The following is a 12912-nucleotide window of genomic DNA, read 5'->3' as shown; positions in this document are numbered from 1 at the left end:
GTCGAGCGCTCGCGCTTCGAGGTCACTCACTCGCGCGACGGGCGCGAGCTGCTGCGCGGGCTGGTGCTGAACGACGCGGTGATCACCAAGGGCTCGGCGCTCGCGCGCCTGATCGAGCTCGAGGCGCTGGTCGACCACAAGGTGATCGCCACCTACCGCTCCGACGGCCTGATCGTCGCGACCCCGACCGGCTCCACGGCCTACAACCTGTCGGCCGGCGGCCCGATCCTCGACACCGACGTGCGCGTGGCGATCCTGACGCCGATCTGCCCCCACATGCTGACGCTGCGGCCGCTGGTGCTGCCCGACGACCGCGAAGTCGTCGTGCGCCTGCGCTCGCCCGAAGACGCGACGCTCACGCTCGACGGCCAGGTCGGCGCCGCCGTGCGCACCGGTGACTCGGTGCGCGTGGTGAAGGCCAGCGAGCCCGCGCGCTTCGTGACCACGCCCAGCCGCGACCACTTCGAGACCCTGCGCACCAAGCTCGGCTGGGGCACGCGTTGATCGCGACGCTCCGGGTGCGGAACCTGGTCACGATCGAAGAGCTCGAGCTCGAGCTGGGTCCGGGACTCACGGTTGTGACGGGCGAGACGGGCGCCGGGAAGTCACTCCTCTTGGGCGCGATCGCCATGCTCTCGGGCCAGCGCGTGGGCTCCGAGGTCGTGCGCGCGGGCGCGAAGGAGGCGCAGGTCGAGGCGATCCTGCGCGCGCCGCAGCTCCTGGCGCGCGCGCGCGCGCTCGGCGTGGCCGACGACGAGGCCGACGAGCTCCTGGTGTCGCGCACGGTGTCGCGGGAGGGCCGCGGGCGGGTGTCGCTGAACGGCCGGCTGGCGACCGTGGCGGTGCTGGCCGAGCTCATGGCCGACGCGCTCGAGATCACGAGCCAGGGCGAGCACCAACGGCTGCTGCGCGCCGAGGCGCAGGCCGAGCTGCTCGACGCCTTCGCGGCGCTCGAGCCGGCCGCGGGCGAGGTCGCCGGGCTGCACGGCCGCTGGCGCGAGCTGGCGCTCGCGATCCAGGCGCGGCGGCGAGACCGCGAGGCGCTGGCGCGCCGCGAGGACCAGCTGCGCTTCGAGCTGGAGCAGATCGACCGCGTGAAGCCGCGCACCGGCGAGCTCGACGAGCTCGGGCTCGAGCTGCGCCGGCTGGGCCACGCCGACCGGCTCGCGCAGTCGGCGGCGCGAGCGCTCGAGTCACTCGACGGCGAGGGCGGCCTGCGCGAGCGGCTGGCCGCCGCCCGCAACGCGCTGCGCGGCGTGCTCGACCTCGACCCCGCGCTGCGCGAGCCGGACGAGGCGCTCGCGCGCGCCCGGCTCGAGCTCGACGAAGCCGCGCTCCTTCTGGAGCGCTATGCCCAGAACATCGAGGCCGACCCGGACAAGCTCGCGCGCGTGGAGGAGCGGCTCGGCGAGCTGCGCCGGCTGCAGACGCGCTACGGCAACTCGATCGAGGAGATCCTGGCGCACCGCGCGCGCGCCGCGCAGGAGCTCGACGGGCTCGCGGGCGGCGAGCAGCGCACGGCGGAGCTCGAGCGAGAGCTGGCCGAGATTGCCGAGTCACTCGACGCGAAGTCGCGCGCGCTCTCGCGCGCGCGCCACAGCGCCGCGGCCGAGCTCGAGCGCGCGGTCGGGGCCGAGCTCGCCGCGCTCGAGCTCAAGCACGCGCGCTTCGCGGTGGCGCTCGAGCCGCTGGAAGCGAAGTCGGCCGAAGGACTCACTCCGCCCTCGGGCCCCTCGGGCCGCGAGCGCGCCTCCTTCCGCCTGGCCGCGAACCCGGGCGAGGAGGGCGGAAAGCTCAAGGATGCGGCCTCCGGCGGCGAGCTGGCGCGGCTGCTCCTGGCGCTGCGCAACGCGCTGCGCGACGCCGACCACGGGCACGTGCTGTTGTTCGACGAGATCGACGCGGGGCTGGGCGGCCAGACCGCCCGGCGCGTGGGCGAGCGGCTGCGCTCTCTGGCCGGCAAGAATCAAGTGATCTGCATCACGCATCTTCCGCAGCTCGCCGCACTTGGTGACTTGCATCACTCTGTGGTGAAAGACGTGCGCAAGAACCGCACGGCGACGCGCATCTCCCGCCTGGAAGGCGAGGAACGCGTCGACGAAATCGCGCGCATGAGCGGGGGGCAACTCACCGACGCCGCACGCGCGCACGCGCGTGAGCTCCTGTCACTCACCGGCCGCTCGCGTCGCGCCGGGAGGTGAGGCGGTTCGTCAAGTTCTGAACGCCCCCGCCGATGCCATCCGGTGGAAGGCGTACGCCGTTCTGCGCGTGCGCAGGAAGACGAGATGGCAGCGGATTCACGCGGTTCGATCGAGTCCACGGTGCCCCCCGCGGCGCAGCGCGCGGCGGTCCGCATCGAGAGCGGCTTCTACGAAGGGCTCGAGTGGGAGCTCGACCGGCCCAGCACGGTGATCGGCCGGGGCCGCAACGCGGACCTGGTGCTGAACGAGGCCACGATTTCGCGCGCGCACGCGCTGTTCGGCTACGAGGGCCTGCGCGCGTTCGTGCAGGACCTGGGCAGCACGAACGGCACGCTGGTCAACGGCGTGCGCGAGCACCGCAAGGTGCTCAACCCGGGAGACGAGCTCCGGATGGGGAAGCTCCAGCTGCGGATCCGCACCGATGGTGCGTCCGCCAAGGGAGGCGCCGCGCGTGGCTAACGCACCCGAGCGCGGACCCGAAGACACGCTCACGCTGATGATCGTGCCCGGCCAATCGGGCTCGATCCGCCGCTTCCACGTGCCCAAGCTGTGGCTGCGCCGCGCGACACTCGGTGGTGTCGCCTTCGCCGTCGCGCTGCTGGCGCTGTCGATCGACTACATCCGCGTGCGCTCCAATCTCTATGAGCTCGACCGGCTGCGCACCGAGACGGCCGAGCAGCGCGAGCAGATCCAGGGCTACGCGCAGAAGATGGAAGCGCTGTCGGCGAAGCTCACGCGCATCGACGGCTTCGAGCGCAAGCTCCGCATCATCACCAACCTCGACCCGGCGGACCCGCTGCCGCTGCCCGGCATCGGCGGCACCGACGGCGAGATGCTCTCGGCCGACGACGTGTCGTGGATGACCCGGCAGAAGCGCCACGAGGTCATGAAGGAAGGCCTCGAGACACTCGGCGGCGCGATGGACGCACAAGACACGAGCCTGCAGGGCCTGATCCACCACCTGGAGGACCAGAGCGCGCGCCTGGTGCACACGCCGTCGATCACGCCGACTCACGGCTGGATCACGTCGACCTTCGGCTACCGCATGTCGCCCTACACCGGCGAGCGCGAGTTCCACAAGGGCCTCGACATCGCCGGCCGCATGGGCACCCCGATCTTCGCGGCCGCGGACGGCGAGGTCGAGTACGCGACGCAGAAGAAGTCGCTCGGCTATGGAGTGAAGATCCGCCACGGCTACGGCATCGAGACCGTCTACGGCCACATGCAGCAGATCCTGGTCAAGGCGGGCGAGACCGTGAAGCGCGGCCAGGAGATCGGCCTGATGGGCTCCACCGGCCGCAGCACCGGCCCGCACTGCCACTACGCCGTGGTGGTCAACGGCAAGGCCGTCGACCCCAGAAACTATATTCTGGACTGATCGCGGCCTGATCTCGTAGGCCGAATCCCTGCTCGTTATACTCCCGTGCCTTCGACGGGAGACCCGCGATTCGCGCGTTCGCCACGAGAATCTTCGGCTCGGCCAATGAGCGACTCCTGCGCTCGCTGCGGCCCGCCGTCGCCAGGATCAACGAGCTCGAGGCGACTTACGCGCCGCTCTCGGCCGACGAGCTGCGCTCGCGCGTGGCGGGGCTGCGCGAGCGCGTGGACAAGGGCGAAACGCTCGACGCCGTGCTGCCCGAGGCCTTCGCCCTGGTGCGCGAGGGCGCGAAGCGCACGCTCGGCCAGCGCCATTACGACGTGCAGCTGCTCGGCGGCATGGTGCTGCACCAGGGCAAGATCGCGGAGATGAAGACCGGCGAGGGCAAGACGCTGGTCGCCACGCTGCCCTCGTTCCTGAACGCGCTCTCGGGCAAGGGCGTGCACGTGGTCACCGTGAACGACTATCTCGCGCGCCGTGACTCCGAGTGGATGGGCGCGGTGCACCGCTCGCTCGGTCTGTCGATCGGCTGCATCGTGCACGGCTTGTCGGACACCGAGCGCCGCAGCGCCTACGCGGCCGACATCACCTACGGCCAGAACAACGAGTTCGGCTTCGACTACCTGCGCGACAACATGAAGCCGGCGATCGAGATGTTCACGCAGCGCGGTCACAACTACGCCATCGTGGACGAAGTCGACTCGATCCTGATCGACGAGGCGCGCACACCGCTCATCATCTCGGGTCCGGTCGACGACGATCCCGAGAAGTTCCGGCGCGTGGACCGGATCATCCCGCGCCTGATCCAGGACCCGGGCAACTACACGCTCGACGAGAAGGCCAAGTCGATCCAGCTCACGGAGGAGGGCATCGTCGCGGCCGAGAAGCTGCTCGGCGTCGACAACCTCTACGCGCCGAACCACATGGAGACGCTCCACGTGGTGCAGAACGCGCTGCGCGCGCACGTGATCTACAAGCTCGACGTCGACTACGTGGTGAAGGACGGCCAGATCGTCATCGTCGACGAGTTCACCGGCCGGCTCATGGAAGGGCGCCGCTGGAGCGACGGGCTGCACCAGTCGGTCGAGGCCAAGGAGCACGTCCAGGTCCAGAACGAGTCACAGACCTACGCCACGATCACCTTCCAGAACTACTTCCGCATGTACTCCAAGCTCGCCGGCATGACGGGCACGGCGGACACGGAAGCCCAGGAGTTCGCGTCGATCTACAAGCTCGACGTGGTGGTCGTGCCGACTCACCGGCCCATGGTGCGCAAGGACCACGAAGACGTGGTCTATCGCACCAAGGGCGAGAAGTGGAAGGCGGTCGTCGACGAGATCGAGGACTGTCACAAGCGCGGCCAGCCGGTGCTGGTGGGCACGATCGCGATCGAGACCAGCGAGATGCTCTCGGCGCGGCTCAAGAACCGCGGCGTGCGCCACAACGTGCTGAACGCCAAGCAGCACCAGCGCGAGGCCGAGATCGTGGCGCAGGCCGGCCGGCTGGGCGCGGTCACGATCTCCACCAACATGGCGGGCCGCGGCACCGACATCGTGCTGGGCGGCAACCCCGGCATGACCTTGAAGTCGCGCGGGCTCGACCCGGAAGCCCCCGAGAACAAGGAAGAGCTCGAGAAGCTCACGGCGAACTGCGCCGAGGAGCGCGAGCGCGTCGTGGCGGCGGGCGGGCTGCACGTGCTCGGCACCGAGAGACACGAGTCACGTCGCATCGACAACCAGCTGCGCGGCCGCTCGGGCCGGCAGGGCGACCCGGGATCGTCGCGCTTCTACCTGTCGCTCGAAGACGACCTGCTGCGCATCTTCGGCTCCGACCGCATCTCGGGTCTGATGAAGCGCCTGGGCATGCAGGAGGGCGAGGCGATCGAGGCGCGCATGCTGTCGGGCGCGATCGAGCGGGCGCAGCGGAAGGTCGAGGTGCGCAACTTCGACATCCGCAAGCACCTGCTCGAGTACGACGACGTGATGAACAAGCAGCGCACCAGCATCTACGCCTGGCGCACCAACGTGCTCGCGAGCGACGACATGCGCGCGGAGTACGAGGGCCTGGCGCACGAGCTCGCGGGCGAGATCGTCGCGGTCACCTTCCCCGCCAAGGCCGAGCCCGACGTCGAGAGCTACGTGCGCGAGGTGCAGGCGCAGTTCGGGATCGCGATCGATCCCGAGTCACCCGAGATCCAGGGCCACGATCCGGATCGCGAAGCCATCCTCGAGGCGCTGCTCGACCGGGTCGACGCGAAGCTCGAGGAGAAGCTCGAGATGTTCGCCGACATCGGGCGCAAGTACGCCGACTTCAATCCGCCCAGCTTCCAGGGCATCGCGCGCGGCATCCTGCTCCAGACACTCGACCAGCTCTGGAAGGACCACCTGCTCACGATGGACCACCTGAAGGAGGGCGTCGGGCTGCAGGGCTACGCGGGCAAGGACCCCAAGCGCGTGTACCAGACCGAGGGCTTCGAGCTGTTCCGCGAGATGTTCGGGCGCATCCGCTCGCGCGCGGTCGAGCAGCTGTTCCGCGTGATGATCGAGCTGCCTTCGCCGGAACGCGTGGCCGAGCTGCGCGCGGCCGAGGAAGCGCGGCGCACCGCGCAGCAGCAGCGCCGGCTGCAGGAGCAGCACGGCGGCTCGCCGGCCGACGCGCCGGTGACTCCGCAGACGGTCGTGCGCGAAGGGCCGAAGGTCGGGCGCAACGATCCCTGCCCGTGCGGCTCGGGCAAGAAATACAAGAAGTGTCACGGCGCCGGGGCGTAGCGTGGCGGTCGAAGTTCGCGGATTTCGCGCCGCCGGCATCGCCTGCGGCATCAAGCCGAGCGGCAAGCCCGATCTCGCGCTCGTAGTCTCGGACCGGCCTGCGGCCGCTGCGGCGGTGTTCACCACCAGCCGCTTTCCCGGCGCGCCGGTGGTCGTCTCGCGCGCGCACCTGCGCGGCGGGCGCGCGCGCGGCGTGGTGGTGAACAGCGGCATCTCGAACGTGGCCAACGGCGCGCGCGGGCTGCGCGACGCGCGCGAGATGTGTGCGCTGCTCGCCGGCGCGATCGGCGCGCGCGCGAGAGAGATCCAGGTCGCGTCGACCGGCGTGATCGGCCGGCCCTTGCCCATGGAGCGCTTGCGCGCGGGCATCCCGCGCGCGGTCGAGTCACTCTCGGCGCGCGGCTTCGAGCGCGCCGCCGAGGCCGTGCTCACCACCGACACCCACGCCAAGCTCGTGCACCGGCGCGGCCGCGGCTTCGCGCTGGCCGGCTTCGCCAAGGGCGCGGGCATGATCATGCCGCGCATGGCCACCATGCTCGCCTATCTCGTGACCGACCTGGCGATCGAGCCGGCGCTGCTGCGCCGCGCCCTGCGCGCCGCCGCGGACGCGAGCTTCAACTCGCTCACGATCGACGGCGAGACCAGCACCAGCGACACCGTGCTGGTGCTGGCGAACGGCGCCGCGGGCAATACACCGATCGGTGTCGGGTCGGCGCGCGCGCGCGAGGTCGAACGGCTGCTGCTCGACGCCAGCGCCGAGCTGTGCGAGAAGCTGGCGCGCGACGGCGAGGGAGTCACCAAGCTCGCCACCGTGGCCGTGGCCGGGGCGCGCAACGACCGCGACGCCGACCGCGTGGCGCGCTCGGTCGCGAACTCGGCCTTGGTGAAGACGGCGCTGTTCGGCGGCGACCCCAACTGGGGCCGCGTGGTGCAGGCCGTGGGCGCGGCCGGCGTGTCGCTCGCGCCCGGCCGGGTGAGCGTGCGCATCGGCGGCGCGGAGCTCTTGCGCGGCGGCGAGCCGGCGGGCGGCAAGGCTGCGCTGCGCCGCGCCGAGCGCGCGATGAAGCAGAAGCAGGTCGCGATCGAGATCTCGCTCGGCAAGGGCCGCGGGCGCGCGCGCATCCTCACGACGGACCTCTCCTACGAGTACGTGCGCGTCAACGCCGAGTACACCACGTAGTGTCGGCCGGATTCCGCCACGTGGTCCTGTTCCGCTGGAAGCCCGGCACGAGTGACTCGCAGCTCGCCGCGCTCGAGCAGGGCCTGCGCGCGCTGCCCGCGGCCGTACCCGAGATTCGCGCCTACCGCTTCGGGCGCGACGAGCGCCTGGTCGCGGGCAACTGGGACTTCGCGATCGTCGCCGACTTCGCCGACCGCGAGGCCTGGCGCCGCTACGCCGAGCACCCCGCGCACCTGGCGCTGATCGCCGAGCGGGTCCGGCCGATCAGCGCCGAACGCGCCGCGCTGCAGCTGCGCGTGGAGCTCGACTGACGTGATCGAGGTCGTGCTGGTGCGCCACGCGCAGCCCGACTGGGAGCCCGGCGGCCGCGCCGTCGACCACCCCGAGCTCTCCGCCCACGGCCGGCTGCAGGCCGAGGCGCTGGCCGAGGCGCTGGCCGGCGAGCACTTCGACCATGCCTATACCAGCACGCTCGAGCGCGCGATCGAGACCGCCGAGTTCGTGACTCGCCGCACCGGCCTGCGCTTCGAGCAGTGCAGCTGGCTCGACGAGCTGCGCCTGCCCACGCTCGAAGGTCAGACCGCCCAGCAGGTCGAGCGCTTCTTCGCCGACGCACGCGCGCGCGACCTCGAGAAGTGGTGGGACGGCATGGCCGGCGGCGAGTCGTTCCGGCACCTGTACGAACGCGTGGTCACGGGCATCGAATCACTGCTCGAGGGCACGCATGGCATGCGCACGCACGACAACTCTGGCTACCGGCTGTGGCGACCGCCCGAAGCCCAGAAGCGCATCCTGATCGTGGCGCATGAGGGCTCCAACGCCGTGATCCTGTCGCGCCTGCTCGACGTCGAGCCCGTGCCCTGGGCGTTCGTGCGCTTCTCGAGCTACTGGGCGGCGATCTCGCGCCTGACGACCGTGCCCGTGGCCGACGCCTGGGCGTTCGTCCTGCGCGGCTTCAACCTGCACGAGCACCTGCTGCCGCTGGGCCTGCCGCCAGGCGGGCGAAGAGGCTGATTTTCCTGAAATTCCGGGGCGTTGTGCTTGAGCGCCTGCCGCTTCTCTGCTATACGAGCGGCCAACGTCACACGCCCCGATTCCGCTTCGGGTCGCACGGCCTTCCGGGCGCTGAGCGGCGGCAACGAGCCGAGGGGCGGCGGTAAAACCCGAATCGGAGAATCTCGCCAACATGACCACGCCCGCAGTCTCGATGAGAGACCTGCTCGAGGCCGGAGTTCACTTCGGCCATCAGACCCGCCGCTGGCACCCGTCGATGAAGCCCTTCATCTACGGCGAGCGCAACGGCGTCCACATCATCAACCTGCAGCTCACGCTGCCGCGCTTCCGCGAAGCGCTCGACTTCATCCGCGAGACCACCGCCGAAGGCGGCTCGGTCCTGTTCGTCGCCACCAAGCGGCAGGCGCAGGACATCATCGCGGAGCAAGCGCGGGCCTGCGGCCAGCCCTTCGTCCACCGGCGCTGGCTGGGCGGCATGCTCACGAACTTCCGCACGATCCGGCGCGGCATCGAGCGCTACAAGGAGCTGAACGAGCTGCTCGGCAGCGAGGAGAGCTCCTCGCAGCTCTCGAAGAAGGAGCGCTCGCGCCTGGTGCGCGAGCAGCTGAAGCTGCACAAGGCCTTCGAGGGCTTGATCGACATGGAGCGCCCGCCCGACGCGCTGTTCGTGATCGACGTGCGCCGTGAAGAGATCGCGATCGACGAGGCGCACCGGCTCGGCATTCCAGTGATCGCGGTCGTCGACTCGAACTGTGACCCGCAGGGGATCGAGCTGTCGATCCCGGGCAACGACGACGCGCTGCGCGCGATCCGCCTCTACTGCGAGAAGGTCGCCGAGGCCTGCCGCGAGGGGAAGGAGCTGTTCAACTCGCGCATCGTGGATGCCGGTCAGGCCGAGGCGGGCGACGGCGAGGAGGCCGCGCCCAAGCACGGCAAGCGCGTGGTCGAGATCACGCAGCCGGCGCGGCGGCCGGCGCGCATGGAGCGCATGGCCGAGGAGCGGCGCCGCGAGGAGCTCGAGGAGGCCGCCGACTTCGCGCTCGGTCTCACCGACTCACCGGTGGTGAAGGACGCGGAGGCGGAGACGCCGGCCGCCGAGACGCCGGCGCCGGAGGCGCCGGCTGCCGAAGCGCCGGCCAAGTAACTCGAGAGCATCCAAGTCACACACGGCACGAAGCAGAAGGAACGGGGGAGCGAGTTGGCCGAGATCTCGGCAGCACAAGTGAGGGAGCTCCGCGAGCAGACCGGCGCGGGCATGATGGACTGCAAGAAGGCGCTCGAAGAGGCCCATGGCGACTTCGAGCGCGCGGTCGAGATCCTGCGCGAGAAGGGCGTCGCCAAGGCCTCCAAGCGCGTGGGGCGCGCAGGCTCCGAGGGCCGCGTGATCGCCGCGGTGTCGGCCGACGGTCACACCGGCGCCCTGGTCGAGCTCAACTGCGAGACCGACTTCGTCGCCAAGACCGACGACTTCAACCACGTGGGCAACGAGCTGGCCAAGGCCGCCTTCACGCACAAGCCGCGCAGCGTCGACGAGCTGCTCGACCTGTCGGTGAACGGCCAGAAGCTGCGCGACAAGGTCACCGGCGCGGTCGCGAAGCTCGGCGAGGACCTGGCCGTGCGGCGGGTGACTCGGCTCGAGGCGCCCGCCCAGGGCTTCGTGACGAGCTACATTCACGCCGGCGGCAAGATCGGCACGCTGGTGGCGATCGAGAGCCCGACCCCGGCCAAGCCCGAGGTGCGCGCGCTGGCCCACAACGTGAGCATGCACGTCGCGGCCACCAGCCCGGCGGGCCTGTCGCGCGAGGATCTGCCCAAGGCCGCCGTGGACGCGGAGCGGCGGGTGCTCGCGGCGCAGGCGGCGAACGAGGGCAAGCCGCCGGCGATCGTGGAGAAGATGATCGAGGGGCGCCTCACGAAGTTCTTCAAGGAGGTCGTCCTCCTCGAACAGGGCCTCGTGATGGATCCCGACAAGACCGTGGGCAAAGCGGCGCAAGAAGCCGGTGCAAAGGTCGTCGGCTTCCGCCGCTTCCAGCTCGGAGAAGCCGCGGAGGAATGAAACCCGCCTACAAGCGCATCCTGCTCAAGATCTCGGGGCAGAGCCTCGCGGGCGAGCGCGGCTTCGGGATCGACTCCAAGACCATCCAGGCGACCGCGCGCGAGATCGTGGAGCTCGCGAACCACGGGGTCGAGCTGGGCGTGGTGTGCGGTGGCGGCAACATCATCCGCGGCATCACCGCGTCGGCCGAGGGCATCAACCGCACCGCCGCCGACTACATGGGCATGCTGGGCGGCGTGATCAACGCGCTCGCGCTCCAGGACGCGCTCGAGAAGTGCGGGGCCGAGACGCGGCTGTTGTCGGCGATCGAGATCAAGCAGGTCGCCGAGCCGCACATCCGGCGCCGCGCCGTGAGACACCTCGAGAAGGGGCGGCTCGTGATCTTCGCGGCCGGCACCGGAAACCCCTTCTTCACCACGGACACCGGCGCGGCGTTGCGCGCCATGGAGATCGGCGCCGAGATACTCCTGAAGGGCACCCGGGTCGATGGCGTCTACGACTCCGATCCCGAGAAGTTCCCGGAGGCCCATCTCTTCGACCGAGTCACCTACCGCGAGTTTCTGCACCAGAACCTCGGCGTGATGGATGCGACCGCGATCTCGTTGTGTCAGGACAACAAGCTGCCGATCGTGGTCTTCAACATGAGCGTGCCCGGCAACATGCTGAAGGTGGCCTGTGGGGAGGCGATCGGCACGCTCGTGAGTGCGTAGGAGGGTCGCAGATGCCCGATGACAACAGCGAGATGATCCTCGGCGAGGCCAAGGACGGCATGCAGAAGAGCCTGGCCGGCTTCCAGCACGACCTGGCCAAGGTGCGCACGGGGCGCGCCAATCCCGCGCTGCTCGAAGGTCTCCAGGTCGACTACTACGGCACGCCCACGCCGATCAAGAAGCTCGCCCAGCTCAACGCCCCCGAGGCGCGCCTGATCACGATCCAGCCCTTCGACCGCAGCGCGATCTCCGAGATCGAGAAGGCCATCCACAAGGCCAACCTCGGCTTCTCGCCCGTGAGTGACGGCAAGATCGTGCGCGTGCCGATCCCGGAGCTCACCGAGGAGCGGCGCAAAGACCTGGTGAAGCAGGTCAAGAAGCTGGGCGAAGACCACAAGGTCGGCGTGCGCAACGCGCGCCGCGACGCGATCGCCATGGTGAAGGAGTTCCAGAAGGACGGCGACCTGGCCGAGGACGACGCGCACCATCTCACCGACAAGGTCCAGAAGCTGACCGACGACTACATCGCGCAGATCGACAAGGCGGTGGAGGCGAAGGAAGCCGAGCTGTTGAAGGTCTAGAGTCACTCGTGACCAAGCTCGACCCGCGCAAGATCCCGCGCCACGTGGCGGTCATCCCCGACGGCAACGGCCGCTGGGCCGAGGCGCGCGGGCTGCCGCGCGTGGCGGGCTACCGCAACGGCGCGGAGATCGTGCGCGAGGTGGTGCGCGGCGCGCACGAGCTCGGCATCCAGTGGCTGACCTTCTACGCGTTCTCGACCGAGAACTGGAAGCGGCCGACCGAAGAGGTCGACGCGATCATGGCGTATCTCGAGGAGTTCATCGTGCGCGACGCCGACGAGCTCGTGCGCAACGGGATCCGCGTGGACGCGATCGGCCGGCTGTCGACGCTCTCGCCCAGCATCCAGTCACTCCTGCGCGACCTGATGGCGCGCACCGAGTCGAACGACGAGATGCGGCTCACCTTCGCGCTCTCCTACGGCGGGCGCGCCGAGATCGTCGACGCCGTGCGCTCGATCGCGCGCGCGGTCGAGGCCGGCGTGCTCGAGCCCGAGGCGGTCGACGAGAAGTGCGTCGAGGCCAACCTGTACTGCAAGGACATGCCGGACCCGGACCTCTTGATCCGCACCGGCGGCGAGCACCGGATCTCGAACTTCCTTTTGTGGAAGCTCGCCTACACGGAGCTCTTCACCAGCGACGTGCTCTGGCCCGACTTCAACAAGTCGAAGCTGGTCGACGCGCTGTGTGCGTTCCAGCAGCGCGAGCGCCGCTTCGGCCGGACGAAGGCGCAGAAGCCGGACGCGGAGTCGTGAAGCGGCTCGCGGTCCTGGGCTCGACCGGATCGATCGGCACCCAGACACTCGACGTCGTGGCCCGCTTCCCCGAGCAGCTGCGAGTCACTGCGCTCTCGGCCGGGCGCTCGATCGACCTCCTGGTCACGCAGTGCAAGCAGTTCCACCCGCAGCTCGTGTCGGTGGCGCGCGCCGAGGACGTGCCGCGCGTGCGCGAGGCGGTGGGTGACCCGAAGCTGCGCATCGTGTCCGGCAACGCCGGCCTGATCGAGGTCGCCACGCACGACGCCGAT

14 protein-coding genes are annotated in these 12912 nt (G+C 70.1%); all 14 read left to right on the top strand.

Annotated elements, in window-relative coordinates; genetic code table 11:
- Positions 1-504, top strand: a 504-nt coding sequence (locus VMR86_08920; protein HTO07166.1) for an NAD(+)/NADH kinase, incomplete at its 5' end; no start/stop codon positions are given.
- Entirely contained in the window at positions 501-2201 is a 1701-nt protein-coding gene (gene recN / locus VMR86_08915; protein HTO07165.1) for a DNA repair protein RecN, read from the top strand. The genes VMR86_08920 and recN, both read left to right, overlap by 4 nt.
- Positions 2202-2285: 84 nt before the next feature.
- Positions 2286-2660 carry an FHA domain-containing protein gene (locus VMR86_08910; protein HTO07164.1) on the top strand — a complete coding sequence of 125 codons (375 nt, stop codon included), beginning with the start codon at positions 2286-2288 and terminating at the stop codon, positions 2658-2660.
- Positions 2653-3579 (top strand): M23 family metallopeptidase, encoded by a 927-nt coding sequence (locus VMR86_08905; GenBank protein HTO07163.1) that lies wholly within the window; start codon positions 2653-2655, stop codon positions 3577-3579. The genes VMR86_08910 and VMR86_08905 overlap by 8 nt, the downstream gene beginning before the upstream one ends.
- 68 nt (positions 3580-3647) lie before the next feature.
- Positions 3648-6347 (top strand): preprotein translocase subunit SecA, encoded by a 2700-nt coding sequence (gene secA / locus VMR86_08900; protein ID HTO07162.1) that lies wholly within the window; start codon positions 3648-3650, stop codon positions 6345-6347.
- Between the two features lies 1 nt (position 6348).
- Positions 6349-7527 (top strand): bifunctional glutamate N-acetyltransferase/amino-acid acetyltransferase ArgJ, encoded by a 1179-nt coding sequence (gene argJ, locus VMR86_08895; protein HTO07161.1) that lies wholly within the window; start codon positions 6349-6351, stop codon positions 7525-7527.
- The gene (locus VMR86_08890) at positions 7527-7838 is read left to right on the top strand and encodes a Dabb family protein (protein HTO07160.1); all 312 of its coding nucleotides are present in this window, start codon (positions 7527-7529) and stop codon (positions 7836-7838) included. Before argJ ends, VMR86_08890 begins: the two co-directional genes overlap by 1 nt.
- Position 7839: 1 nt before the next feature.
- A complete protein-coding gene (locus tag VMR86_08885) occupies positions 7840-8541 on the top strand; it encodes a histidine phosphatase family protein (protein ID HTO07159.1) in 702 nt (233 codons plus the stop codon).
- 172 nt (positions 8542-8713) lie between these two features.
- Positions 8714-9685 (top strand): 30S ribosomal protein S2, encoded by a 972-nt coding sequence (gene rpsB / locus VMR86_08880; GenBank protein ID HTO07158.1) that lies wholly within the window; start codon positions 8714-8716, stop codon positions 9683-9685.
- A gap of 78 nt (positions 9686-9763) precedes the next feature.
- Complete coding sequence (gene tsf / locus VMR86_08875) at positions 9764-10597, top strand: translation elongation factor Ts (GenBank protein ID HTO07157.1); 834 nt, start codon at positions 9764-9766, stop codon at positions 10595-10597.
- Positions 10594-11307: a UMP kinase gene (gene pyrH, locus VMR86_08870; protein ID HTO07156.1), complete on the top strand. Its 714-nt coding sequence runs from the start codon at positions 10594-10596 to the stop codon at positions 11305-11307. Before tsf ends, pyrH begins: the two co-directional genes overlap by 4 nt.
- Before the next feature lie 11 nt (positions 11308-11318).
- Complete coding sequence (frr, locus tag VMR86_08865; protein HTO07155.1) at positions 11319-11888, top strand: ribosome recycling factor; 570 nt, start codon at positions 11319-11321, stop codon at positions 11886-11888.
- Between the two features lie 8 nt (positions 11889-11896).
- A complete protein-coding gene (gene uppS / locus VMR86_08860) occupies positions 11897-12640 on the top strand; it encodes a polyprenyl diphosphate synthase (GenBank protein HTO07154.1) in 744 nt (247 codons plus the stop codon).
- A partial coding sequence (locus VMR86_08855; protein HTO07153.1) for a 1-deoxy-D-xylulose-5-phosphate reductoisomerase occupies positions 12637-12912 on the top strand: 276 nt, incomplete at its 3' end. The genes uppS and VMR86_08855, both read left to right, overlap by 4 nt.

It is taken from the genome of Myxococcota bacterium, from assembly GCA_035498015.1.
In the GTDB taxonomy this organism is placed as follows: Bacteria; Myxococcota_A; UBA9160; order SZUA-336; family SZUA-336; genus VGRW01.
This window is presented reverse-complemented; position numbering and strand designations above follow the sequence as displayed.

Excerpts from the sequence above, each read along its gene's own strand:
- VMR86_08910 (HTO07164.1), top strand. The coding sequence starts at position 2,286 with ATGGCAGCGGATTCACGCGGTTCGATCGAGTCCACGGTGCCCCCCGCG.
- rpsB (HTO07158.1), top strand. The coding sequence starts at position 8,714 with ATGACCACGCCCGCAGTCTCGATGAGAGACCTGCTCGAGGCCGGAGTT.
- pyrH (HTO07156.1), top strand. The coding sequence starts at position 10,594 with ATGAAACCCGCCTACAAGCGCATCCTGCTCAAGATCTCGGGGCAGAGC.
- frr (HTO07155.1), top strand. The coding sequence starts at position 11,319 with ATGCCCGATGACAACAGCGAGATGATCCTCGGCGAGGCCAAGGACGGC.